The organism is Alloactinosynnema sp. L-07, from assembly GCF_900070365.1.
Classification (GTDB): domain Bacteria; phylum Actinomycetota; class Actinomycetes; order Mycobacteriales; family Pseudonocardiaceae; genus Actinokineospora.
This window is the reverse complement of record NZ_LN850107.1, coordinates 7,231,886-7,255,397: the sequence shown is the minus strand read 5'-3', so window position 1 is coordinate 7,255,397 and position 23,512 is coordinate 7,231,886. Positions and strand designations below refer to the sequence as shown.

At 68.7% G+C, this 23,512-nt stretch carries 22 protein-coding genes; 8 read left to right on the top strand and 14 right to left on the bottom strand.

Annotated features, from left to right (window positions below; genetic code table 11):
• Window positions 1-50: 50 nt before the first annotated feature.
• From BN1701_RS33105 to BN1701_RS33080, 7 genes are all read right to left on the bottom strand, one after another.
• Window positions 51-1,034, bottom strand: coding sequence for a substrate-binding domain-containing protein (locus BN1701_RS33105; protein WP_231949790.1), 984 nt, complete (start codon window positions 1,032-1,034; stop codon window positions 51-53).
• A gap of 427 nt (window positions 1,035-1,461) precedes the next feature.
• Window positions 1,462-3,924, bottom strand: coding sequence for a hypothetical protein (locus BN1701_RS33100; protein WP_231949789.1), 2,463 nt, complete (start codon window positions 3,922-3,924; stop codon window positions 1,462-1,464).
• A gap of 49 nt (window positions 3,925-3,973) precedes the next feature.
• Window positions 3,974-5,617 (bottom strand): phosphate ABC transporter substrate-binding protein PstS, encoded by a 1,644-nt coding sequence (locus BN1701_RS33095; protein ID WP_067521005.1) that lies wholly within the window; start codon window positions 5,615-5,617, stop codon window positions 3,974-3,976.
• Window positions 5,614-6,867, bottom strand: a complete 1,254-nt coding sequence (locus BN1701_RS33090; RefSeq protein WP_082860217.1) for a PstA family ABC transporter permease — start codon at window positions 6,865-6,867, stop codon at window positions 5,614-5,616. Before BN1701_RS33090 ends, BN1701_RS33095 begins: the two co-directional genes overlap by 4 nt.
• Window positions 6,867-7,889, bottom strand: a complete 1,023-nt coding sequence (gene pstC, locus BN1701_RS33085; protein WP_054055372.1) for a phosphate ABC transporter permease subunit PstC — start codon at window positions 7,887-7,889, stop codon at window positions 6,867-6,869. Before pstC ends, BN1701_RS33090 begins: the two co-directional genes overlap by 1 nt.
• A gap of 157 nt (window positions 7,890-8,046) precedes the next feature.
• Window positions 8,047-8,511, bottom strand: a complete 465-nt coding sequence (locus BN1701_RS35070) for a hypothetical protein (protein ID WP_231949788.1) — start codon at window positions 8,509-8,511, stop codon at window positions 8,047-8,049.
• 122 nt (window positions 8,512-8,633) lie between these two features.
• Window positions 8,634-9,095 (bottom strand): helix-turn-helix domain-containing protein, encoded by a 462-nt coding sequence (locus BN1701_RS33080; RefSeq protein WP_054055371.1) that lies wholly within the window; start codon window positions 9,093-9,095, stop codon window positions 8,634-8,636.
• 601 nt (window positions 9,096-9,696) lie between these two features.
• Between BN1701_RS33080 and BN1701_RS33075 the strand changes: the two genes are divergently transcribed.
• Window positions 9,697-10,785 carry a S1 family peptidase gene (locus BN1701_RS33075; RefSeq protein ID WP_054055370.1) on the top strand — a complete coding sequence of 363 codons (1,089 nt, stop codon included), beginning with the start codon at window positions 9,697-9,699 and terminating at the stop codon, window positions 10,783-10,785.
• 52 nt (window positions 10,786-10,837) lie between these two features.
• On the opposite strand, the gene BN1701_RS33070 is transcribed toward BN1701_RS33075, so the two are convergent.
• Both BN1701_RS33070 and BN1701_RS33065 read right to left on the bottom strand, forming a co-directional pair.
• Window positions 10,838-12,499: a hypothetical protein gene (locus tag BN1701_RS33070; RefSeq protein ID WP_054055369.1), complete on the bottom strand. Its 1,662-nt coding sequence runs from the start codon at window positions 12,497-12,499 to the stop codon at window positions 10,838-10,840.
• On the bottom strand, window positions 12,496-13,260 hold the full coding sequence (locus BN1701_RS33065; RefSeq protein ID WP_054055368.1) for a DUF4239 domain-containing protein: 765 nt from the start codon (window positions 13,258-13,260) through the stop codon (window positions 12,496-12,498). Before BN1701_RS33065 ends, BN1701_RS33070 begins: the two co-directional genes overlap by 4 nt.
• A 123-nt stretch (window positions 13,261-13,383) precedes the next feature.
• Here BN1701_RS33065 and BN1701_RS33060 point away from each other — a divergent pair, with 123 nt between their 5' ends.
• The gene (locus BN1701_RS33060; protein ID WP_054055367.1) at window positions 13,384-14,427 is read left to right on the top strand and encodes a hypothetical protein; all 1,044 of its coding nucleotides are present in this window, start codon (window positions 13,384-13,386) and stop codon (window positions 14,425-14,427) included.
• A gap of 369 nt (window positions 14,428-14,796) precedes the next feature.
• Window positions 14,797-15,264, top strand: coding sequence for a winged helix-turn-helix domain-containing protein (locus BN1701_RS33055; protein ID WP_054055365.1), 468 nt, complete (start codon window positions 14,797-14,799; stop codon window positions 15,262-15,264).
• On the opposite strand, the gene BN1701_RS33050 is transcribed toward BN1701_RS33055, so the two are convergent.
• Window positions 15,261-16,271: a helix-turn-helix domain-containing protein gene (locus tag BN1701_RS33050; RefSeq protein ID WP_054055363.1), complete on the bottom strand. Its 1,011-nt coding sequence runs from the start codon at window positions 16,269-16,271 to the stop codon at window positions 15,261-15,263. The two genes, BN1701_RS33055 and BN1701_RS33050, sit on opposite strands and share 4 nt — an antisense overlap.
• Window positions 16,272-16,341: 70 nt before the next feature.
• Between BN1701_RS33050 and BN1701_RS33045 the strand changes: the two genes are divergently transcribed.
• The 3 genes from BN1701_RS33045 to BN1701_RS33035 all read left to right on the top strand — a co-directional run bounded on the left by BN1701_RS33045 (window position 16,342) and on the right by BN1701_RS33035 (window position 18,003).
• The gene (locus BN1701_RS33045; RefSeq protein WP_054055361.1) at window positions 16,342-16,839 is read left to right on the top strand and encodes a rhodanese-like domain-containing protein; all 498 of its coding nucleotides are present in this window, start codon (window positions 16,342-16,344) and stop codon (window positions 16,837-16,839) included.
• A gap of 64 nt (window positions 16,840-16,903) precedes the next feature.
• The gene (locus tag BN1701_RS33040; RefSeq protein ID WP_054055359.1) at window positions 16,904-17,449 is read left to right on the top strand and encodes a hypothetical protein; all 546 of its coding nucleotides are present in this window, start codon (window positions 16,904-16,906) and stop codon (window positions 17,447-17,449) included.
• 53 nt (window positions 17,450-17,502) lie between these two features.
• Window positions 17,503-18,003, top strand: a complete 501-nt coding sequence (locus BN1701_RS33035; protein WP_054055357.1) for a methylated-DNA--[protein]-cysteine S-methyltransferase — start codon at window positions 17,503-17,505, stop codon at window positions 18,001-18,003.
• Here BN1701_RS33035 and BN1701_RS33030 read toward each other — a convergent pair.
• Window positions 17,992-18,963, bottom strand: a complete 972-nt coding sequence (locus tag BN1701_RS33030) for an MBL fold metallo-hydrolase (RefSeq protein WP_231949787.1) — start codon at window positions 18,961-18,963, stop codon at window positions 17,992-17,994. The genes BN1701_RS33035 and BN1701_RS33030 overlap by 12 nt on opposite strands.
• 144 nt (window positions 18,964-19,107) lie before the next feature.
• The gene (locus BN1701_RS33025) at window positions 19,108-19,782 is read right to left on the bottom strand and encodes a DUF5753 domain-containing protein (protein ID WP_157368351.1); all 675 of its coding nucleotides are present in this window, start codon (window positions 19,780-19,782) and stop codon (window positions 19,108-19,110) included.
• 245 nt (window positions 19,783-20,027) lie between these two features.
• Here BN1701_RS33025 and BN1701_RS33020 point away from each other — a divergent pair, with 245 nt between their 5' ends.
• A complete protein-coding gene (locus BN1701_RS33020; RefSeq protein WP_054055352.1) occupies window positions 20,028-21,323 on the top strand; it encodes an HNH endonuclease signature motif containing protein in 1,296 nt (431 codons plus the stop codon).
• Here the strand turns inward: BN1701_RS33020 and BN1701_RS35065 are convergent.
• Together BN1701_RS35065 and BN1701_RS36665 are read right to left on the bottom strand one after the other, a co-directional pair.
• The gene (locus tag BN1701_RS35065) at window positions 21,310-21,918 is read right to left on the bottom strand and encodes a DUF3558 domain-containing protein (protein ID WP_172803374.1); all 609 of its coding nucleotides are present in this window, start codon (window positions 21,916-21,918) and stop codon (window positions 21,310-21,312) included. The two genes, BN1701_RS33020 and BN1701_RS35065, sit on opposite strands and share 14 nt — an antisense overlap.
• 14 nt (window positions 21,919-21,932) lie before the next feature.
• On the bottom strand, window positions 21,933-22,355 hold the full coding sequence (locus tag BN1701_RS36665; protein ID WP_054055350.1) for a hypothetical protein: 423 nt from the start codon (window positions 22,353-22,355) through the stop codon (window positions 21,933-21,935).
• Between the two features lie 222 nt (window positions 22,356-22,577).
• Between BN1701_RS36665 and BN1701_RS36235 the strand changes: the two genes are divergently transcribed.
• A complete protein-coding gene (locus BN1701_RS36235; RefSeq protein ID WP_054055347.1) occupies window positions 22,578-23,507 on the top strand; it encodes a hypothetical protein in 930 nt (309 codons plus the stop codon).
• The last annotated feature ends 5 nt before the right edge of the window (window positions 23,508-23,512 follow it).

Genomic DNA, 23,512 nt, shown 5'->3' with positions numbered 1-23,512 from the left:
GAAGGTGTGGAAGAGCTACTGGACGAGCTGCTCAAGCGAGCGGGGAAGAACTACGGGACGAGCGGCTGGCCACAGTTGGCGGCGACACCGAAGCCGTAGCGGGTGATGACGTCCTGACGGGCGCAGATGAGCGAGTTCGAGCCGACGAAGACGCTCGCGTACGGCTCTTCGGCGATCTTGTCGGCCGGGATCACGTTGTAGACGTCACGCTTCATCGTCGACGAGGTGTTCAGGTTGCTCGGCTGGATGTTGTCGAGCACGCCCAGCACGGCCTTGCCCTGCGCGGCAGGCGCCTGGCCGTAGATCTGCGAGTTGTAGACCGCGATCGAGTAGGGCAGCAGGTGCTTGACGTCGGTCAGGTAGGTGCCGACGTGCTCCTGGATGCCCTCGTTCGCGGCGTCCTTGTCGGTGACACACGGGTAGGTGCCGCCGGGGCCGAACAGCGTGGCCGAGTCGACGGTGCCCGCGGGCATGACCTGGCGGACGAAGAACTGACGCGTGCCAGAGCCGAACTGCGGGGCCAGCGGCTTGAAGGTGGTGCTCGCACAGGTGTAGATCGAGGTCAGCTGCGCCTTGGTCAGCTTCTTCGGCACCGTGCTGTCGCCGCGGACCGCGTAGGTCAGCGCGTCGACCGAGAACGGGATGTAGCGCAGGGTCGGGTTGGCCGTCGCGTTGTTCGACGACGAACGGGCGAACTGCACACAGCCGTCGCCCGAGGCCATGTTGGCCTTGAGCAGGTTGACACCGGGGGTCGAGCCCTCGGGGCGCGCCACGGTGCAGTTCGGGTTGGTCGCGGCGTCCTTGGTGGTGATCTGCACCGAACCACGGGCGTCGTACGAACCAAGAACCTTGACGCCGTTGATGGTGATGGCGTCGGCCAGGCCGTTCATGACGGTCTGGGTGGTGTCGGAGCCGGTGCCGACGAGCTCACGGTAGGTCGGGGCGCCGGTCGGGTCGGCCTGGGCCGAGCCAGACGCGAGAGCCAGCGCCGCGAGAGCGGCCGAAGCCGCGACGAGCATACGCTTCTTGCTCACTGCATGTATCCTTTTCTACGCAGTATGTGCTCTGGACTGTTGTCCGGGCACGTGTCCGATGTGGCGAGAGCAAGGTCCACACCGTGATGCGAATGACCTGGCTGGTTCGCGGCCGGAGCGGCAACTCCGTTCGCGGGCCAGTCGGGCGCATCACCCCCTCATCTGCGGTGTCCGTCCGAAGCTTCTGGTTCAGCGAAGAAATTTCGGCCGTACATTGAGAAGTATCGTTGCGAAGATTTCGTGATCGACAATGCGAAGTGACCAACCGGCGAACAGCCCGTTCGCAACGAACTGTCTAATTCAGACGGAGTCATTCGTGTACTGATTGTGGTGATGACGCCTGAATCTCGATGCCGCCGCAGATAGGCGGCGATGGAATAGGTCATCAGGTTGCCGTTGTCGGACGGCAGGTTCTTCGCGGGATGGATCAACGCCCGGACTCCGTTGCCCTGGCGCCCAAGCGCATCAGCAGCGGGCCGCCACCGGTCGCCAGGCCGCCCATGACGAGCAGAGCGGCGAGCAGGTAGCGCACCTGCCAGCTCACGGCCAACGACGGCGTGTCACGCGCGGCGGCGGCGGGCCTGGCCTCCACGGCGGCGGGGGCCGCCACCGCGGGCGGAGCGGGCGCGGGAACCGGGGCGCCGCCGGGCGCCGGAGCCTGGCCGCCGGGAGTGCCCGAGTTGCCCGAGCCGCCGGTGTTCCCGCCGTTGGAGGACGACTCGCCGGACTGCTCCGCGGGCGGCGTGGTGGTGGTCACGATCTTCTTGCCCGCGTCCCGCTCGATGGTCGCCGCCGCGTCGGTGGCCTGCGTGGTCATCGCCGGGGTGAGCGGCAGGTAGCCGATCGGGAGGGCGCCGATGCCGTCGCCGGGGGTCTGGCCGGGGCCGGTGGCGTAGCGCAGGAACGTCGCGTAGTCCTTGCCCGCCGCGGTGTCCATTGTGGCCGGTGCGGCGGCCGCGTAGGTCACCAGGGGCAGCGGGTAGGCGTTGGGCGTCTTGACCGCCGGGTTGGTCAGCAGGACGCCGTCCACCGCGGACTTGGTCATGCCGTCCACGCCCGCCTGCACGGCGCCCGCGTCCTTCGGGGACACGAAGTTTCCCGCCGCGTTGCGCAGCTTGGCGACCGGCAGGCCATAGCGGTCGGCCGTGGCGCTGTCGACGATCGCGATCAGCGCCCTGGCGCCGTTTCGGGTGCGCTCGTTCTTCTTGTAGAGCGGCTTGGTCGGGTCGAGCGGGTCGGGCTCTGCCTGTGGCTCCTTCTGCAGGCTGTCACCTCGACTGGCGGCGCGTCCGGCCTGGTGCAGGTCGGCGGCCATGCCCCGCGAGTTCAGCGTGCACTTGGGAACCTTGCGGCCGAGCAGGTCGAGGATGATGCACGAGGTGTCGGCGCGCGGGAAGTGGTCGACCGGCAACGCCAGGCCGCGGTAGTTCTTGTTGACCACCATGTTGTCCGGGTCGGGGGAGCCGTCGAGGAAGGCCCGCGCCTCCGCGTCCTGGTTGATCCACGCCCACATCGACTCGGTGGCGTCGGAGTCGACCGAGGTCAGCAGCGGCTCCACGGTGTGCATGGAGAACCCGTAGTCCTTGAACACCGGGTTCAGCGCGAGGAATTCCTTGTCCTCGACCAGCCTGCGCGGGTTCTTGCTCAGATAGTCCTCTTTGGTGTAAACCGCGCCGCCGTAGGACTGGGTGAGCAGTTTCGCCATGAGACGCGGAGTCAGGTTCAGCTCCGTGATGATCTGGCCGTTCTGCTTGAGGATGTCCGGCGGTGCCGAGATCGAGGCCTGGCGTTCCATGATGAACGCGACGGTGTAACTCGACACCGCGACCGGCGCGTAGACCATCTTGCGGTCGGCGGGCACCTGGGCCGGGTCCAGTGGCTTCGACGTGAACACCATGCCCGGCTCCGGCGAGACCATCTGGTCGCGCACAAGGCGGTCAGCCACCTGGGCGAAGCCGAACACCGGGCCGTTGCCCGCGCACAGCGCGGGCTGCCACCGGATGACGGCGTCGCTGATCAGCTCGTTGCCCGACAGCGCGCGCTCGGCCGAGCCGATCGGGCAGGAGTCGCCGACCGCGAGGAACTTCAGCGGCACGACAAGGGCCTCTTTGAAGTTCCTCTTGCTCAGCGGCGACGAGTCAAGGTAGTTGTGGATGTGCCCGCCGGGCACCCCGACCTGCTTGCCGGTCACCTCGATGTCGTCGCGCGGCACGATGACCAGCCAGCACGACCTCGGCTTGCCCGCCTCCGGTCCCTCGGTGCGCAGCTTTCCGCAGCCGAGTCCATGTGCCTCCAGCCCGGTCAGCACCTCGAAGTCGATCGACCCGCTGCCGTCCTCCTGGGTGGCGGCGACCGAGACCTCGTTGGTGTTCTGCGAGTCGAAGAACTGTTCGTAGTCAGGGACGGTGCTGCTGGTGATCTTGCCCGTCACCGACCGGAACGGCACGACCCCGAACGTCGCGCCGTTGGGCACGGTCTCATCGGGGTCCTTCACCTCCGGGTAGTAGGACAGCGTGCGGCTCTCGATCTGCTCGCCCGCGAAGTCGATGACCGGCGCGCCGTACTGGCACTGCTCCCGATCCGGGCCGCGGGCGTCGTCGCCCCAGCACTGCATGATCTGCAGGAAGTTCTTGCCGGGCGGGTTGTCGGTCGGCTTGCCGCCCTTCCATCTGATGTGGACGGTCTGGTTGATCAGATCCCTGGTCTGGTCGACCGACACCTCAAGGTCGGAGAATCGGTTCTTGCCCTTGACCGTCATCGCCGACGAGTCGGCCTTGGGCGTCGGCTCCGCCGTCGCCGTGGTCGACGTGGGCAACATGGTCAAGCCGACTCCGGTGACGACCATCAGCCCCGCGACTGTCAACCGTGCCAGCGAACGCACCCGTGTCATGCCCGACCCCCTAGCCGATTCAGCAACCGTGCCAGCGAACGCACCCGACTCATACCTGGCCCCCTCGCCGATTCAGCAGCCGCGCCACGAGCGGCGGGCCGACCACCAACGCCAGCAGCAACACGACCGCCACGACGATGAGCAGGAAGTTGTCGTCGGCGGGCAGGTCGACCGAGACCGGCACGGCGGACGCGCTCTGCCCAGCCCGGTTGACCACGTTGCCGTTCTCGTCCACGGTCTCCTCGGCGGCTGGACCGCCCTCGGCCGCGGGCCCCGCCGCGGCCCCTGGGGCCGCCGCCCCGGGTTGGGCCGCTCCCGCGCCCGCGTTGTTCGCCCCCGCGCCGGTGTTCGTACCCGCCTTGGCGCCACCGCCGGTGTTCTTGGTCGGCGTGGTCGCGCCACCGGTCGCGTCCTCACACTGGCCTGGCCCGCCCTTGCGGTCGCACTCCTTGGGCATGGGCGCGTTCTTGGCCAGCGTGTTGGTGCCGTCGGTGGAGAACGTCGGGTTGTTGCACTTCTTGATGTCGAGGTTGTTCACCTGCGCGCCGGGGATGCGGCGGACCTGTTCGAGTCCGGCCTGCACCAGGTTGATCGGCAGCGGCGAGAAACCGAGCCTGCCCGCCTGCTGCTGTCCCTCGCACAGGAAGTAGTACGAGAACGCGCCGAGCGTCTTGCCCTTTTCGGTGGTGAAACGCTGGTTGGTCTGCGTCGGCAGGATCATGTAGCTGTAGCTGGACAGCGGGTAGGTGCGCTTGTCGCCGTCGACGTAGACCTGGCCGAGTTCCTGGGTCAGGTCCTGGCGGATCTGCGCTTTGAGCAGGGCCACCGCGACCGCTTCCGGGGTGGGCGCGACGTAGTAGCCCGCCTCGTTGAGCAGCTTCGCCACCGGGAAGCCCGCGCCCTTGGCGTAGGAGTACTCGACGTAGGTGATGGCGCCCTCGGCCTGGTCCTGGCGAACGTAATTGGACACGCCGTAGGACTTGTCCTGCGGGATGACCGGGTCGACCACGGGGAAGTTCGAGGTGAAGCCACACGGGGTGGAGCGGCCCGCCTTGCGGCAGTAGTTGTCCCAGATGCCCGTGTGCCTGCTGGCCAGCCAGTTGGTGAACTGCGCGGTGGAGCCGGAGCCGTCGCCGCGGACCACCGGGATGACCTTGCGCGCGGGCAGGTTCAGGCCGGGGTTCTCGGCCTTGATGGCCGGGTCGCTCCAGTTGGTGATCACGCCGGTGAACAGCTTGGCCACCAGGTCGCCGGACAGCCGCAGGTTCGTGACGCGCTGGCCACCGATCTTGAGGTTGTACATCAGCGACGTGCCACCGGCCACGATCGGCATGTACGCGTACGAGCCCGCGGGCGGGCCGTAGTCGGTGACGCCCGCGTCGGTGAGACCGTAGGGGATCTCCGACACGGCGAAGTCGACCTGGCTGACCTTGAACTGGTTTCGGCCGGTGGTCGACCCGGTGTCCGAATAGGTCACCCGCATCCCGTACTGCAGGACGTTCTTGCGCCACTGGTCGATCGCGTTGAAACTCCACGACGAGCCGGAGCCGGTGATCGGCACATAGTCCTCGGCCGCCGTCGCCGTCGGCGCGAAGCCGACGACCACGGTGAACAGCACGGTCAGCACCGCCATCAACCCGGCCGCGCGGCCGGACCCGCGCCTGCGGTCGTTCAGATGGTCGCGGACGGTCATGACACTCCTCGTTGCGGTTCCGACCAAACGTTTTCGCGGTGCTTCGCCCGCGCGCGCGAACGATCCTTGAAGCGCTGACTGTCCCGTTCGGACGCTTTGGCCCGCCTGCGCAGCTGGCCCGCGGACAGGTTGCCCGCCTCGCGGCCACCGATGATCCTGGCGAGGGTGAACAGGACGACCACCAACGCGATGAGCACGACCGCCGCGCCGAAACCGCGCTGCTTCATCTCCGACTCGGGAGAGGTCACCATGCTGTAGGTGGCCAGCGGCAGCGACACCTGCGGACCGCTGAACGGGTCGAAGTTGAAGAACGGCGTCAGACCGGCGGTGATCAGCACCGGGGAGGTCTCGCCGACCCCGCGCGCGGTCGCGAGCAGGACGCTCGTGGTCAGACCGGAGCGCGCGGTGGGCAGCGTGACGAACAACGCCGTCCGCAGCTGACCAGAGCCCATCGCGTAGGCGGCTTCCTTCAGCGAACTCGGCACGAGCCGGACGACCACGTCCGCCGCCCGGATCATGATCGGCAGCATCATCACGCTGATCGCGCAGCCCGCGGCGAACCCGGACCGCTCGACGCCGACGACAAGGATCAGCGACGCGTAGATGAACAGGCCCGCGACGATGGACGGCAGCGCGGTCATCGCCTCGACGACGGTGCGCACGGTCCTGGTGAACACCCCGCGCGTCTCGTTGAGGAACACCGCGCAGGCCAGGCCGAGCGGCACCGTGATCAGCAGGGCGATGGTGATCTGGGTAAGCGTGCCCACCACCGCGTGCAGGACGCCGCCGAGTTCCAGCGGGTCGAGCGGACCGGCGTTGGCCATGTCCTCGGTGTAGAAGTTGCTCATGCCCAACACGTGCCACGCACTGAACACCGGATAGAAGATGATGCCCGCCAGGGCGCAGAGCACCAAGATCGCGACGCTCCACATCACCGCGGACGCGAGTTTGTCCCGGACCGCGAGCGAGTTGTTCTCCAGGGACACAAGCAGCGCGTAGAGCCCAAGGAAGAGCGGATAGGCGATGCAGATGAACCCGATGGCGCCGGAGAACGGGGCGATCTGGTCGAACAGCAGCGCGGTCATCGCGATCGACGACGCGGCGGCACCGATCCCCGACGCGATGTCGGTCCGGCCGATGGACCGGGTGTCGCGCCGCCGCTCCGGCCGCTCTGGTTTCGTGTCGGAGATCAGGACAGCAGAGTTCTCTCGCTGATCTCCGAGATCGTTGTCGATTTCCACAGTGGACATCAGTCGCTCCCCTGACCCGACCGGCTGCGCGCGATGATCGCGGACGCGCCGAAGTTGACCACCAGGGTCAGTGCGAACAGGGTCAGCCCGGCGGCCATGAGCGCCGAGAGACCGAACGGGCTCGCCGCGCCCCATTTCTGCGCGATCAGGGCGGAGACCGAGGAGCCGCCCTTCTCCAGGATGTGCGGCTGGATGCGGAAGATCACCGGGATGATCATCGCGACGGCGATCGTCTCGCCGAGCGCGCGGCCGAGGCCGAGCATGGTGCCGCCGATCGCGCCGCTGCGGCCGAACGGCAGCACGACGCTGCGGATCATGCCCCACTTCGTCGCGCCGAGGGCGAAGGCACCTTCGCGCTCGCCCGCGGGCGCCTGGGAGAACGCCTCCCGCATGACCGAGCAGATGAAGGGCATGACCATGAACCCGACGACCAGTCCCGCCCAGAAGGTCGACGTGGCGTAGACCGAGTCACTGGCCAGCGGGTTGTCCGGGTCGGCGCCGTCGACGCTGAGGAACGGGATCCAGCCGAACTGGATGGACAGCCACTTCGGGATATCCGCGCCCTCCCACTGCAGATAGTTGGCGCCGACCAGACCGAAGACCACGCTGGGCACCGCGGCCATACCGTCGATCATCGTCGTGGCGAACGCCTTGACCTTGCCCTTGGCGTACTCGGAGATGAACAGCGCCGTCGCCAGGGCCAGCGGGAACGCGACCGCGAGCGCGACCGCGGCGATCAGCAGCGTGCCGATGAGCACCGCGGCGATGCCGAAGTTGATCGAGTCCGGCTCCCACGCCTGGGTGGTGAAGAAGCTCCAGCCGCCCTTGGCGAACGCGTCGGCGCCGTTGGTGGCGAGGAACAGGCCCACCGTCGCCATGATCAGCAGAACCGACCCGCCCGCCAGGCGCAGCCCGATCCGGAATACCCGGTCGGCGCCGCCGGAGGGGCGAACCCGGCGGCGCGGTCCATCGCCGTGCGGCGGCACGCCGACGGCGTCTGGCGCGACGATCACTTGTGACATGCGGGGTTTCTCCACAAAGGTGGGCAAAGATGTGTCCGTAGCCAATCGCGCCGAGTTGACCGGATCCGGTGCCCTTCATGAACAACGAACGAACGGGCCAGATCGGGCGGACGCCGATAGGCCGAATGGATGCACCGGGAATACCCGGAATCGACCATCAGAAATGCACCAGACGTGGCAGTTCCGAGTTCGGCGCCTCGGCGACGAGTTCGAGGAAACTGCGGCAGGCATAACTGGCCTGAACGCGCCGGTGGTATCGCCTACTGGAAACCGCAAGATCCTGGTCGGCGATACGGATGCGCCATGCCCACAACTGTTTGGGGCCCTCTCGATTGATGATCACCGACGCCGAGCTGAGCCGTTCGCAGAGGTCACGAAGCGCTACGGCACAACTACTTGCGTCGTCGAACGTGTCCGCGGCCTGACCGATGCTGCGGTTGTTAGCGGAAAGAAATCGCCACGTGACCCCGGTGGAGGCCGATCTGTAGATCTGAAACCGGGCGACGGCCATATTGGGTTTCTCCCATCGTCTGGCGCACCCCGACCGTGCCCGCAAATACTCTTGTTCACGGGTGAACGGCAGCGAAATTGAAGACGTTCGGGAGGTTGCGATCACGCTCACACCGGACGACCTGCCGAGTAATTCTCACGCTGCGCGGGCGCCCGGATACGATTAGCATAGGAAACTAACGATCGAATTCATGGCGGAAAATAACCAGCCATCGACAGGACCGGGAGACCCGGTCACGCCACGGGTGCGACCTCGCGCAGCATCCGTATCAACTCGACAGTCGGCAGGCCGCACAGCGCCGCCAGCGATTCCAGGGCGGAGAGGTCGAGTTCACGGGCGGGCGCGGCGTGTCTGGCCACCTCGGCGTGCGCCCAGCCACGCGCGGGTGCCAACTGCGGACGGTCGACCTCGGCGAGCCGGATCAGGTCGACGCGCAGGGTGGCCGGGTAGAGGGTCTGGGCCACCTGGTCGTGCACCCGCTCCAGCAAGTCGTGCGGGGAGGCGTCCAGTGCGGCGCACAGTTCGACGAACCGCACCACGGTGCAGGACCGCGTGCCGGTCTCATACGAGGCGAGCGCCTGCGCGGAGAGCTCCCCGGGCAGCCGCTGCACCAGTTGCGCCCTGGTCCACTTGCGCCGGACCCGCAGCTGCTGCAGTTCGCGCCCGAGGACGCGTTGGTATGCGGCCCCGTCCATCTGTCTATGCCCCATCCGGCTGCCCGTGCCGTCCCCGACAGCAACTCCCGACCCGACGTTCGCGGATGGTGAAACGCTACGCACTATTCCGCCCCGGCAACCGGTCGCGCGCGGACTGCAAGCCGATCGAGTGAGGGGCGTCCATCCCGGACGCACGCTGCGTAGGCGCGTGATTCCCTCGTGATTCCCTCGTGATTACCGTCCAGTAATACTGGACCGAGCCAGGCCCGCGGCTCATACTCGCTGGGCACCAGGCTCGCGAACCGCATCGAGGCCCGCTGTCACCCCCGGCGGGGCGGATCTGTCGAGAGTGCGCGCCCCGGAGCACGGTCGTGCCGGACCAGCTCCGGGGCGCTCTCCCGCCCCTACACCACTCCGCGCTTGGTGAACACCAGCCGTACGCACGGTTGCGACACCGGTGGCGTCACCCGGTTGGAAAGTCACCCAATCGCATGAATCGGCGACGGATGGTTACTGATTGCGGGCCCTTCCTGCGCACGGATAGCCGGTACCGATCGTCGGGTGTCGGGCGTAGCGTCCTTCGACAGGTGTGCACCGTTCACAAGGCCGGCCCAGTCAACCCTGCCGATGGAGGCCGTTCGTGAGTCGACGTTCCCTGAGCACAACCCTGTCCCTGGCCTGCGCCGCGGTGAGTATCGCCGCGCTGGCCACCCCCGCCGCCGCCGCTCCGTCCGCACTGGACGCCGCCGCGGACCCGGCCAGGCTCGCCACCGCCGAGCAAACCCTGCGCGAGCAGCTCGGCGGCGCTTACGCAAACTCCTGGTTGGACGCCACGACGGGCAAGTTCGTCGTGGCGGTCACCGACGCCAACCGCGCGGGTGAGGTCCGCGCGGCGGGTGCGGTGGCCAAGGTCGTCCGGCACAGCGCCGCCACGCTGTCGGCGGTGCAGTCCACTCTGGACGCCCGAACCGCCTCGGTGCCCGACTCGGTCACCGGCTGGTACGTCGACGCCCCGACCAACCAGGTCGTGGTGTCGGTCCTGCGCGGCGACCCGGCCGGTCTGGCCTGGGCCAACGCGTCGGGCAACAAAGCAGTGCGGGTCGAGGCGGTGACCGACGCGCCGCGTCCGCTGTGGAACATCATCGGCGGCCAGGCGATCTACTTCGGCAGCGGCCGCTGCTCGGTTGGCTTCAACGCCCGCAACGCGTCGGGCACCCGGTACGTGATCACCGCGGGCCACTGCACCAACCTGGGCGGCACCGTGTCGGGCACGGGCGGGACGATCGGCCCGGTCGCGGGCTCCTCGTTCCCGACCAACGACTACGGGATCATCCGGGTCACCAGCTCGGCCGCGGTGTCCACCCCGCTCGTCGACCGCTACTCCAGCGGCTCGGACGTGACGGTCGCGGGCTCCACGGTCACCCCGGTCGGCGGCGCCGTCTGCCGGTCCGGCTCGACCACCGGCTGGCGCTGCGGCACCGTGCAGGCGTTCAACCAGACGGTGAACTACGGCGGCGGCCAGATCGTCGGCGGGCTCACCAGGACCAGCGCGTGCGCCCAGCCCGGTGACTCCGGCGGGTCGTTCGTCAGCGCCGTGGTCAGCGGCCGGGTCCAGGCCCAGGGCATGACCTCGGGCGGTTCCGGCAACTGCACCTCAGGCGGGACGACGTTCTTCCAGCCCGTCCGGGAGGCGATGTCCGCCTACGGCTTGACCCTCTACACCGGCTGATCACCACCCCGGGGCCGCGCTCCTCGCACGCGCGGCCCCGGGTCCCGTCCGGTCAGCGGTGCCGGTGGGCGGCCATCGCGGCACCCGCGCCGAGCACGAGCACCAGTACGGCCACGCTCCAGCGGCGTTTCTTGGCCGTCTTGTCGTCCGTGTCGTCGTCCAGCTGCGGTACCGCTTTCGGCGGCGGACCGAAGGGTTTGCGGGCCGCGGGTACCTGCGGCTGCGCCTGGACCGCCGGGTTCGTCGGATTCGTCGGATTCGTCGGACTAGTCGAACTCGTCGGGGCGGTGGCCGAGGTCGCGCGGACCGGACTCACCGGGGGCCGCTGCTGAGTCGCCGACCCACTCGGCGGCGCCTGCGCCGGGGGCGGCGGCCGGACGTGCGTGGCCGAGCCACCTACGGGCGGCTGCGGCGGCACGGCCACCGTCACCGACCCGCTGCCCCCCGGAAGCGGCGGAACCGGTGGCACGACCACGGCCAGCTCACCCCCCGCGGACAGCGGTGGCGGCGGAACCTGCGTCGCCGACCCGTGCACGGGCGGCGGCGGTGGCGGCTGGACCTGAGTGGCCGACCCGCTCGCCGGCGGGGCTGGCGGCACCGTCTGCGCCGCTGATCCACTCCCCGGAAGCAGCGGCACGGCCTGCGCGGCTGACCCACTGCCGAACAGTGGCGGCACAGTCTGCGCCACTGATCCACTGCCCGGCGGACCAGGTGGCTTGGTCTGTGTCACCGATCCACTGCCCGACGGTCCAGGTGGCCTGGTCTGCGTCGCCGACCCGTTGCCCAGCGACGGCGGTAACGGGTTCGGCCCGCTCGTCGCCGGTGTCGATCCTGGTGGTGTCGAACCTGGTGGTGTCGTCCCTGGTGGCGGCGTCGATCCCGTGACGCAGCCCGTGGCGTCCGCCGAGTCGACCGCGGGCCACACCGCGACCGGCTGAACCCGCGCATCCTCCCGCAGTTCCACCCGGAACAGCCTGCTGCGCCCCCACGTCCGATTCCCCGCCGCGTACAGCGCGCCGTCCGGGCCGATCAGGGCCGCGCCGTAGGCCCGGCCACCCGGCAGCCTCGGCCCCGGCACCCACGACACCGAGCCGGTCGTCGGGTCGATCTTCACCACCCGCCCGTGGAACGACACGTGTGTGGTCACGCCGTAGAGCATCCCGTCGCGGACACCGAAGTCGTCGACCGTGCGCGCCAGTTCGGCCGGTCGCAACTCCACTGTCCTAACGACATGAAGGAATGTCGGATTGCGCGGGTCGATGTCGATCGAATGCAGGCGCCGGGAGTCGCGCACGACCAGCGTGCCGCCGACGATCGCGCCCGCCTTCGCGTCGAGGAGCCGGTCCCACGGGACGGCGCCGCGGACCGGCCCGAGATCGCGCACAGCCCCGTTGGCGTCGAACGCGACCACGTGCGCGCCGTCGCGGAACCCGCCGACCAGCCCGCGCGACGCGAGCCCGTAGGACACCGAGGATCCGGGAACGTGCCCGATGGCGTCGATCCGGTAGCCCAAGGCGCCGACCCGGTCGATCATCCCGTCGGACAGCCGGACCCTGGTCAGCACTGAGAGCCCAGTGTCACCGACGTTGTGCACGCGCAGGAACTGACAGCCGCCAGGCCGCGGCGACGCCTCTCCCGGTCCACCCAGCATCGCCGCCGCCCCCACGACGCACAGCGCGCCGAGACTGATCGCGGACGCCAGCCTGCGTCTCACTGCAGCCGTGCCATCACGGACTCGAACGCCGCGGGCTCGATCTTGGCGCCGCCGCTGTACGGGTTCTGCAGCTGGTGGGTGGCGAACAGCAGCAGCGACAGCGTGCCCGCGAGGATGGACACGATCAGGATGTGGGTGCGCGGGCGCGGCCCGCCGAACAGCAGCGGCAGGGCGATCGACATGACGCTGCCCCCCACCAGCGCGAACCACACCACCGAGCTGACGCCGTCGCTGCCCGCGGCGTTGAGCCGTTCCTGCCGGGCCTGGTAAACCTCCCACAGCTTGGCCGCGGCCTCGGTCTTCTGGTCGTTCTGCCACTCGTCCTCGGCCGTCGCGGCGCTGACGGCGGTGCGCAGCTGGTCGAGCTGGCGCCAGCCGTCGTCGCCGGGATCGCCGTTGCCCTGGACCATCAGCGGCCATTCCTGGTCGGCGACCGTGCCCGCGTAGGAGATCGACAGGTCGCGGACCTCGCTGCGGGTCGGCTCGGCCAGCGCGTCGGCGGCCCAGGACGCGGCGACGAGGCTGTCGGCCTCGCGGTAGGAGCCTTCCTCGGCGGCGCTCACCGAGTCGAACAGGGAGATCAGCACGAAGGCCAACAGCACGGCGTGCAGCCCGCCGACGATGGTGAACACCTGCCCCGCGGCCTCGTTGTTCTCCACGATGCCGTCGGTCTCACCGATCCGACGGACGAGGTAGGCGACCACAGCGGCGACGGCGGCGGCGCCGAGGACCCAAAGGATGCCCGCGACGTAGATGTTCATCGGATCAAGGGTGCCGACCGATCCGGCCGCCCGCGCGCCCGAAATGATCTATGCACACGATTGGATGACATCCGGGACGCGCCCTGACGCCCACGCCCGCCCTGTCGCTCCTACACTCCACCCGTGGAATACCAGCTCACCGCCGACCTGTCCCCCGAGGCGGGCACCGCCGACCTCGACCCGCTGCAGCGCCACGGCGTGGCCGCCCTGCTCGACGAGCAACTCGATCTCCTGGCCGGGATCGAGGGCCCGGACGGGATCGAGGTCGAGCCGCTCGACCACCGCATCGCCGTGCACCCGACCGGCGCGGTGATCACCTGGCTGGTCGACTCCCCCGCGCTGGCCTTCGCCGAGGAAGCCGCCCGGCACGTGCTGACCGAGCTGATCGCGCAGACCGAGTTGCTCGAGGGTTGGACCGTCGGGCGCTGCGAGGTCATCGCCACCGACGACGACCTCGAGGCCGCGCTGGGCACCAAGCCCGCCGAGCCGGACGACGAGGACGAGGACGCCGAGCTGACGGAGGAGGAGATCGCCGCCCTGCGCGACGAGCTGCTGACCTCCGCGGCCACCCTGCGCGCCTTCGACGCCGCCGCCTTCGGCCACGACCCCGACGACCCGGACTGCCCGATCTCCGCCGAGGCCGCCCAACTCGTCGCGGGCGCGCTGGTGCAGGGCATGGAGATCCTCACCGACGAGCTCTTCGCCGACATCCAGGAACTCGACGACGCCGAGTCCGCCGCCGATGACGTCGAGGCGCTGAGCGTGATCAACCAGCTGCCCCTGCGCTACGCCGACCACTACAGCGCGCTGTTCGCCAAGCAGTTCCTGGTCACCGCGTCGATCCTGGGCTACCGCCTGGCCCAGCCCGACTGGACCGCGCCGCTGTGCACGGCCGAGGCCCTGGCGCTGCACGTGCTCAAGGGCGAGGCGGCCGTGCAGCTCGACCTCGCGGGCCTGCTCGACGAACTGCCGGTCAAGGAGATCTTCGCCGCCTTCGACGAGCACGCCTTCGCGGGCCTCGACCACGAGCGCCTGTTCGACCTGGAGGCGGGCGAGGACGACATCGACCTGCTCGGCACCCCCGGCCTGGACTTCGACGAGTGGTTCGTGCCCCGCACCGAGGGCCCGCTGCACCCGTACCTGGCGATCGAGCACTTCCCGGAGTAGGTCGGTGCAACGGCCCGATGGTGAAGATCCCAAGCTCCTCGGGCCGTCGGCAGAGTTCCCGTGACGGAGTTCTCTCGACAGCAGAGTTCCCGTGACGGAGTTCTCTCGACAGCAGAGTTCCCGTGACGGAGTTCTCTCGACAGCAGAGTTCCCGCGACAGAGTTCTCTCGACAGCAGAGTTCCCGCGACGGAGTTCTCTCGACAGCAGAGTTCCCGCGACTTGACGCCGTCCCAGGCTCCGGGACGGCGTTGACGGTGTGTGCTTGTTTTGGTCGACTCAGGGTGTGCGTCCCGTGACTCCCGCCGTGCGATGTCGACCATGACCGCAGCTCCCGCCACCTGTCACCGCACTCACCTTTGGGGACCTCCATGGCAACGCCACTGCTGCGCGCGCCCGAACCGACCACCCTCTCGCTGACCGTCCACCTCACCGCCACGCCCGACCGGATGCCGCAGCTCACCGCGGAACTGGTCGACGCCCTGAGCGCCCTCGGCACCGTCGAGGCGACTCCGGGCGTCGTGGTGCCTCTGCTCCGCGCCGCGCCGCTGCGCGTGGTCGCCCCGTCCCGCCAGGTGTTCTGGCGGGGTCGGGAGATCGCGCTCACCCGGCTGGAGTTCGACCTGCTGCTGTTCCTGGCCACCCGGACCGCGCGGGTGCACCGACGCCGCACCCTGATGAGCGAGGTCTGGCACACGACCTACGTCAGCGAGCGGACGGTCGACGTCCATGTGCGCAGGCTGCGCAGCAAGATCGACTCGGACGAGGCGCTGATCAGGACCGTGCGCGGGGTCGGGTACCAGTTCGCCGATCCGACCCTGGTTCACGTAGAGGACTAGCCGCGGAACGCCTTTCGATACGCCGACGGCGATGTCCGCAGCGATCTTGTGAAGTGATGCCGGTAGGTGACCGGGCTGTCGAAGCCGACCGCCGCGGCGATCTCGGCGACCGCGAGGTCCGAGGTCTCCAGCAGCGGCAGGCTCGCCTGCACGCGCTGCGCGATCAGCCAGCGGATCGGGCTGGTGCCGCTGCTGTCCTTGAATCGCCGCAGGTAGGACCGGGTGGACAGGTGTGCCCGGCTGGCCAGGCCCGCCACGGTGATCGGCTCGGTCAGGTTGGCCATGGCCCAGGCCATGCTGGCGGTCACGGCGTCGTCCTCCGGGGCGGCGACCGGTGACTCGATGAACTGCGCCTGCCCGCCCTCCCGGTGCGGCGGTACGACGAGCCTGCGCGCGATCGCGTTGGCCACGGCGGCGCCGAAGTCGCGGCGGACGATGTGGACGCACAGGTCCAGGCCCGCGGCGCTGCCCGCGCTGGTCAGGACTCGACCGACGACGGGACGCTCGCCAAGATCGCTGAAGGATTCCTGTCCAACCCGGTTGTCGAGGACTTCGTCGTCCTCATCGACGTAGAGCACGTCCGCGTCGACCATCACCTCGGGGAACCGGGCGGCCAGCAGCTCGGCGTAGCGCCAGTGCGTCGCGGCGCGGCGGCCGTCCAGCAGACCGGCCTCGGCCAGGGCGAACGCGCCGGAGCAGATCGACACGAGCCGAGCGCCGCGCTTGTGCGCCTGGCGAAGGGCGTCCAGCAGGCCGGGCGAGCAGTGGCCGCGGACGTCGGCGACGCCGGGAATGATCACGGTGTCGGCGGCGGCGAGGTCGTCCAGCCCGAAGGCCGAGTTCAGCACCGCGCCGCCGATCACCGGGACCGCGCCGCGCTCGGCGCAGACGGTCAGGCGGTACCAGTCGACGTCGAGTTCGGGCCTGGGCAGGCCGAAGACCTCGGTCACGATGCCGAGTTCGAACACGGACATGCCCGGGTAGGCCAGGACGCTCACGGTGGGCATGGCGAGATCTTAGCGAACAGCGGCGTTCACGCCACTCCCGTTCGCTCGGCGCAGGTCAGAGGATTGCCCCATGACAACCGAAGCCATCGCCCACTTCCGCGCCCGCCTCGCCTTCGAGACCGACGTCAGCGACGTGCACGCCGCGCTGACCGCTTCGGACGACTTTGCCGCGGGCAAGGTCGACAACGACAAACTCGCCGGCGCGCAGGTGCGTGTCAATCCGGATGCCATTGACTTTGTGCTGATCGACTCCCGCTCGACGGTCTCCTGGGACCAGGGCCACATCCCCGGCGCGCTGCACCTGCCGACCGCCGAGATCGCCACGCGGGCCCGTGACCTCGTCCCGGCGGGAACCCGCGTCGTCACCTACTGCTGGGGTCCAGGCTGCAACGGCGCGACCCGGGCCGCGCTCGCGTTCGCCGAACTGGGCTACCCGGTGCGGGAGATGCTCGGCGGTTTCGAGTACTGGGCCCGCGAGGGTTTCGCGGTCGAGACGGCGTCGGGCCGCACCCGCGGCGAGGTCGATCCGCTGACCGCGCCCGCGCACGCGGTGGCCTGCGGCTGCTGACCGGGGGTTTCGGACGCGTTCGGGCGGGTATCCGAACGCATCCGACCCTTCGGAAGGAGCACCAATGTCCACCGGCGCGATCATCGCCATCGTCGCCGCGATCATCGTGATCGTGGCAGGACTGTTGTTCTTGGCCAACGCCCGCCGCAAACGCGGCCACCTGCGCGAGCGGTTCGGCCCCGAGTACGACCGCGCGGTCAGCGAACAGCCGCGCCGCGAGGCCGAACGCGAACTGGGCGAACGCGAGCGCCGGGTCGACGGACTCGACATCCACCAGCTGTCGCCCGTCTCCCGCGAGCGCTACGCCCAGCAGTGGATCCTGGTCCAGGAGCACTTCGTCGACCGGCCCGGTACCGCCGTCGAGGAGGCCGACCACCTGGTCAACGCCCTGATGTCCGAGCGCGGCTACCCGACGGAGAGCTTCGAACAGCAGGCCGCGGACCTGTCGGTCGCCCACGCGTCGACCCTGGAGCACTACCGGGCCGCCCACGACATCCAGACCCAGAACGCCCGCACCCAGGTCTCGACCGAACGCCTACGGGAGGCCATGATCCGCTACCGCGCCCTGTTCGACGACCTGCTCGGGCCGGGTCCGCAACCGAGTCACTGAGTGTGTCGCCCCACGGCACCAGTTCTGTCGGTGCCGTGGGGCACACTGCGGGTATGACGGAATCTGGGTACGCCCAGTTCGACACGGAACTCGGCCAGTGCGGTGTCACGTGGGGACCGACCGGGATCACCGGCGTGCGGCTGCCGCCCGCCACGGGCACGCCCACCGGCACGCCACCGCCCGCGGTGTCGGCCGCCATCGACCGCATGACAGCGCTGATGAACGGCGATGCCGACGACCTGACCGATGTCGAACTCGACTTGTCCGGCCTGCCCGAGTTCAACCTCAAGGTCTACGCCGTGGCCCGCGCCATCCCACCGGGCCAGACGATGACCTACGGCGAAGTCGCCCGCGCCATCGGCTTACCCGGCTCGGCCCAGGCCGTCGGCCAGGCGCTGGGCCGCAACCCGTGCCCGATCATCGTGCCCTGCCACCGGGTTCTTGGTGCCGACGGCAAGATGGGCGGCTTCTCCGCGCCAGGAGGCTCGGTCACCAAACTGAAGATGCTCGCCATCGAGGGCGCCGCCCCTGGCGGCCAGCCGTCACTGTTCTAACGGGAGGTACTCCACCACACCGTCCACAGTGGACGACTTGAGTTCGCCCCGCACCACCAGGACATCCAGATGCGCGGCGGTCTCCCCGACGGCCAGGGTCCGGTTGAAGGTGTCAAGCTCGTCGAACCTGCGCCCCCGACTGGTCCAAGACAATTTGTGCGCGGCATCCCAGGCGGTCACCGCCCCATCGCGGACGGCTTCCAGCGTCGCCGCGAGCCGAACGTCATGGTGGACAAGCAACTCGTCGACGCGCGTGTGGACACTGTCGCTGACCGGCCCGTGCGCGGGCATCATGCGCATGTCCGGCATCGCCCGGACCAGCCGCAACGAGTCCAGGTAGTCGCCCAGCGGCAACTCGGCCCGCGCGGGCTCAAACCCAATGGACGGCGTGATGTGCGGCAACACGTGGTCGCCCGAGAACAGCAGCCCGGCTTCCGGGTCGGCGAAGACAAGGTGCCCCCGCGTATGCCCGGGCGTGGGGATGGCCCGCAACACTCGGTCGCCGATGACAATGTCCTGGGCTCCGGGAATCCACTCGTCGGGCAGTTCGTAGACCCGCTTGACCGCGTCATGGTCGGTCTTGGCGAACACCGGCCGCAACTTCTCGGCCAACTCGACCGCGCCCCAACTGATCATGTCGGCGAACTGCGCCTCGACCTGCCCTTCGATGATCGCCTCGAAGTTCGCCTGCTCCCCGATCCCCACCGCGATCCGCGTCCCGAACAACCGCCGAACCTCGACGGCGAGGGTGTAGTGGTCCCGATGGGAGTGGGTGATGAGGAAGCGGGTGATGTCCTCGAACCCGAAACCGATGCCGCCGAGGGCGGATTCGAGCAGGTCACGGGCCTCGGCCAACGCCCACCCGGAGTCGATCAGCACCAGACCTTCGGAGGTCGCGATGGCGTAGACGTTGACCGCGTGGAGGCCGTCGTTGGGCAGCGGCAACGGAATCCGATGCACACCGGGCGCCACCTCATAGGCGCCCGCATCACCCCAGCCCGCCACTTAGCCGCTCACCAAACGCTCAGGCACCCACGCGCCAGCGACCTCAACGCACTGGGCCTTCCCAGCATCGCGGAAGATCGACTTTCGCCCCACGCTGTTTCAGCCCCGCTCGTAGTCGGCCGCCATCCTGGTCATGAAGTTCACCGAATCGGCGGATCCCAGTGCGAACCTCATCAGCCTAGCAGCCGCATCTTGGAACAAGTCCGTGTCCGCGGACGCGTCCAGGAAGCCTGACAGTCCGCCGTGTTCCCAAAAGACAAGCGGCGGCATATCGGCGAACCCCAGCATCGAGAACGGCCCAGGACAGGCGTAACCACCGTGCCGGAAGGGAATCACGTGGATGCTGATGTTGGGCTGCTGCGCTCGACCAATCAGCCAGTCGATCTGCTGCACCATCACCTCCGCTCCGCCATAGCCCCGCCGAAAGACAGCCTCATCGATGATGGCGACGTACTGCGGACAAGCCACCTTGGTGAGCACGGTTTGCCGATCCATCCGCGTCTCAACCATCTCGTCCTGCTGTTCACCCGTGACACCGGCGACGGAATGCAACGCCCGTGCGTAAGCGGGCGTCTGGAGCAGCCCTGGCACAACACCGGCCGAGAAGTTGAGCAACGATCGGGCCCGCCCCTCGAAGGCCATCAACGCAGACCTCAGGCGTAGCACGTCCTCGTGCGGCTCCACCCAAGCCCGCGCGTCCAGGTTCTCCGCCATCTCAAGCAGGCGCTTGCGGTCTGCCCCTGTCACGCCGTAGAGCGCCAACAGCCCCGCCACATCCGCCACCTGCCATCGCCGTTTGGCGTTCTCAAAGCGACTGATGCCCGCCAGCGACGCCCCGACCCCCGGCCGCCGCCTCCCGACTGGTCTTCCCAGTCCGAGCCCGCGCAGCCGCCAACTCATTCCACACCCTGAAACACACAGCACCCCTCGCCACCTTCCTCCGCAGTCCGACTAACACGATCGAGTGGAAGGCTGTTTGCGCAGGTCATACGGCGCGACAAACCGGTAGAGTCGAACACATGTTCACCACCGATCTCGCCGAGTCCGACATCGCCACGATGGGCGACGTCGAGGTGCTCGATCTGCTCCGGCAGGTCGAGCGGCAGCGGGCGGCGTTGGACCCGGTGGCGGTCCGGGCACTGGCCAGGATGGCCGAACTGCGCCCGGACCGGGACGCAGGCGGACACCGCTTCGCAGGCGCCGAGGTCGGCGCGGCCCTGATGTGGACACCCGCCCAGGCCGCGACTCGGGTCGCGGTGGCGGCGCGGCTGGTGACGCGGTTCCCCGACACCGTGCGCGCGTTGGCTGCCGGCCGCATCGACCTGCCGAAAGCCGCCTTCCTGTCCGAGGTGACAGCCACTTTGGACGATCAGCAAGCCACCACCGTCGAGCAGTGGATCCTCGACCGCACCGAACACAAAACCATCGAACGCTGGCGACAGGCGCTACGAGCCAAGAAGGATCGGGTCGACCCCGACGGCGCCGACCGCCGCCGTGAGCAACGCCGAGCCGAGCGCAGGGTCGACTTCCACCCCGCCGACGACGGCATGGCCCACCTCGACATCTACGACACCGGCGAACGACTCCGCGCGATATTCCTGCTCACCGACCGGATGGCACGCACCGCACGAGCCCAAGGCGCCGCCCAACCGCTCAGCGCGCTACGCGCCGACGCCCTGTTCGACTTGGTGTTCGGCGTGGGGACTCAGAATCAGATCACCGTCGAGCTACAGGTCGCGGTCCCCTACTCGGTCCTACTGGGCGCCAACATCGGCGGCGTCCTGGACGGCTACGGGCCGGTGCCCAACATCGCCATCAAGGAACTGATCACCGACCACGGCGCAAGCTGGCGAAGGATCATCACCGACCCGGCAGGCAAAGTCCTCGAGGTCAGCAACCGCCGCCACCCCGGCACCGACCTGGCCCGCCATGTCCGCTTGCGCGACCGCACCTGCCGCTTCACCGGCTGCCACCGCCCCGCCGCGTCCTGCGAACTCGACCACACCATCCAACACAGCCATGGCGGCACCACCGACCACAACAACCTGGCCTGTCTCTGCCCCCTGCACCACAAACTCAAAGACCAACCCGGCTGGTCCCTCCACCAACCAAGCCCCGGACGACTCGTATGGACCACACCCACCGGCTGGCAACACACCGTCACCCAAGACCCACTAATCGACTTCGACGGTCCCCCACGACAGTCGAGAACACGAGCCGCGCCAGCAGCGCTCGACCCGCACCCTTCTGACCGCCACGCCATGAACCTTCAGCGTCGACCCGTTTCAGCCCGTGAAACGCCTAACCCGCCTTGATAGTCGTCAACGCCATCCCAGCCACCCGCGCCGTCACTTGACACGGATCCCCAGTCCCCACCTTGTCGGGTGACTGCTGGACGGTCATCGAGAAGACCAACTTGTCCGACATACCGACCAGAAGCACGCACGCACCCTTGGTACGCGCGTCATCGGGGCTCGCGAATACAGCGGGTTGTCCGCCGACCTCGGTGGGCTCGAAGTACTTGAGACGCCCGTCCTTGTTGGCAGCGTAGGTGCCGCTCAGCCCGTGCGGGTTGCCTTCCAGGAAGCTGAGGTGGGCACTGCCACCGCCATTGCTCCGCCAGTTGCACTCCTCGCCAAGGGGTGCTCGGCGCTGCTCGCCATCGGCAAGCCCGAGTTCTTTCCGCTGGGCTTCGGTGAACGCGAGGCAGGGCTTCTTGAGGAATCCGCCAGGATCGACCGAGGTGTCGACCTTTGGCGCACCGTTGGCAGGCAGATCTCCCGACGGCTTGGTGGTCGGCGCCGATGTCGAGGTTGGGGCATCCGTCGAAGTGGCAGGTGCGGTGGTCGGGGTTCCCGGCGCCTCCGAGGTGCAAGAGGCAAGAACCAACACAACGGCGACGAGCGGCAAACGCGTACGCAAGATCAGATCTCTCCAGATGTGGAGGGGGCGGAGTCCCCGGCGGTGGTGATGCGACGAACGCTGGACCTGTCCACACCTTTGTAGTCGCTGAGCGCATCCTGGAACTTCTGGGCCTGGGTGTAGCAGTACTCGGCCTTCTCAACCAGCGAATCAAAGTAGGCCTGTCCTGAGATTCGCGCGGTCGACGCGTGCGTCTGACTCGCGATCTCGTTGCCCGGGGCGCCTGTATTGATCATGCTCCGCGAGTCTCGCTGGGAGGTCTCATAGCCCGCAGCGAGTTCCAGCCAGTCCTTGACGATGGCCTCGATCTCAGCAGGCCGGAACGTGAACTTGCCGCCGCCGCCCTGGGCGGGCGGCGGAGCGCCCATCGGGCCGCTGGCGACGATGTCGCCGAGCGAGTGGCCGATGCTCCGGAACGCGTCCACCGATTTCCCCTTGTGGTCTGGCTGTCTCTCCCGGTGGGGACCTTACCGAACGTCACGGTCGGGTGGGTTTGTTTCGGGTATCTCGCGATCGCGGGGAGCAACCACCACCCGAAACGGGTGATCTGGCTGGCAGTGCCCACCTGGTGGGCGGGTGACCCGTTTCGGGTGGTGAAACCCCGGATCGTGCCCCTATCCTCCCCGCGAACGGCCGGAAGGACCGACATGCGCTCCCACCACCCCGAAGGCGACCGGCTGGCCGAGGCGCTGGCCAGTGGGCCGTTCAGCCTGGCGTTGCGGCTGGCGCTGAAGTCGAGTGGGTTGAGCCTGGACCGGATCCAGGTGCGGCTGCGCGAGCGCGACGCGGCGGTGAGCAAGACGGCGCTCAGTAACTGGCAGAGTGGGCGGACTCAGCCGGAGCGTGCCGACTCGCTGCGGGCACTGGCCGTTCTTGAGGACATAGTCGGGGTGCCGGACGGGGCCCTGTCCGCGCTGCTCGGGCCGCCCAGGCCGCGGGGGCGATGGCTGGCCCAGGCACCAGGGGACATGCGGGCCGACCAGGCATGGGCGCGGCCGGACGGACTGGCCAGGGCATTGCAGCGGATGGGCGCGAGCATCGACTCGGTGAGCAAGATGGCCAAGGTCGCCATCCACATCGTCGGCGTCGTCGACCACGATCAGCGCCTGCGCAGCCTCACCCACCACTTGACCCTGCGCGCCGAGTGCGACGGAGTCGACCGGCACACCATCGCCCACCGCAGTGACCTGCCCCGATCGGTGGACGTCACCGACACGGTGGGCTGCCGCCTCGGCAGGAAGCGAACCGACATGGAGACCGGGTTCACTACCTGCGAACTCCTCCTCGACCGCCCCCTGCGCGCGGGCGAACTGATGTCCGTCGCCTACACGATCCGCACCGACGCCAAGGAGCCCTACCACTCCCAACGCGTCGGGCGGGCCACCCGAGTGCTCGCGGTGCAGGTTCGGTTCACAGCGGGAACGCTGCCAGTCCGGGTCTACCGCACCTACCTACCCTCGATCGGCGACCCAAACGGCGAGCAGGTCGAAGTCCCCCTAGGCGCGAGCTACACCGCACAAGTCACCACCGCCGACCCAATCCCCGGCATCTACCGCCTGTGCTGGGACTGGGACTAGCCCAA

Bases quoted from the DNA above. Each gene is read 5' to 3' on its own strand.
- BN1701_RS33100 (WP_231949789.1), bottom strand. From the start codon at position 3,924: ATGACACGGGTGCGTTCGCTGGCACGGTTGACAGTCGCGGGGCTGATG.
- BN1701_RS33095 (WP_067521005.1), bottom strand. From the start codon at position 5,617: ATGACCGTCCGCGACCATCTGAACGACCGCAGGCGCGGGTCCGGCCGC.
- BN1701_RS33090 (WP_082860217.1), bottom strand. From the start codon at position 6,867: ATGTCCACTGTGGAAATCGACAACGATCTCGGAGATCAGCGAGAGAAC.
- pstC (WP_054055372.1), bottom strand. From the start codon at position 7,889: ATGTCACAAGTGATCGTCGCGCCAGACGCCGTCGGCGTGCCGCCGCAC.
- BN1701_RS33080 (WP_054055371.1), bottom strand. From the start codon at position 9,095: ATGGACGGGGCCGCATACCAACGCGTCCTCGGGCGCGAACTGCAGCAG.
- BN1701_RS33065 (WP_054055368.1), bottom strand. From the start codon at position 13,260: ATGAACATCTACGTCGCGGGCATCCTTTGGGTCCTCGGCGCCGCCGCC.
- BN1701_RS33055 (WP_054055365.1), top strand. From the start codon at position 14,797: ATGGCAACGCCACTGCTGCGCGCGCCCGAACCGACCACCCTCTCGCTG.
- BN1701_RS33050 (WP_054055363.1), bottom strand. From the start codon at position 16,271: ATGCCCACCGTGAGCGTCCTGGCCTACCCGGGCATGTCCGTGTTCGAA.
- BN1701_RS33045 (WP_054055361.1), top strand. From the start codon at position 16,342: ATGACAACCGAAGCCATCGCCCACTTCCGCGCCCGCCTCGCCTTCGAG.
- BN1701_RS33040 (WP_054055359.1), top strand. From the start codon at position 16,904: ATGTCCACCGGCGCGATCATCGCCATCGTCGCCGCGATCATCGTGATC.
- BN1701_RS33035 (WP_054055357.1), top strand. From the start codon at position 17,503: ATGACGGAATCTGGGTACGCCCAGTTCGACACGGAACTCGGCCAGTGC.
- BN1701_RS33020 (WP_054055352.1), top strand. From the start codon at position 20,028: ATGTTCACCACCGATCTCGCCGAGTCCGACATCGCCACGATGGGCGAC.
- BN1701_RS36235 (WP_054055347.1), top strand. From the start codon at position 22,578: ATGCGCTCCCACCACCCCGAAGGCGACCGGCTGGCCGAGGCGCTGGCC.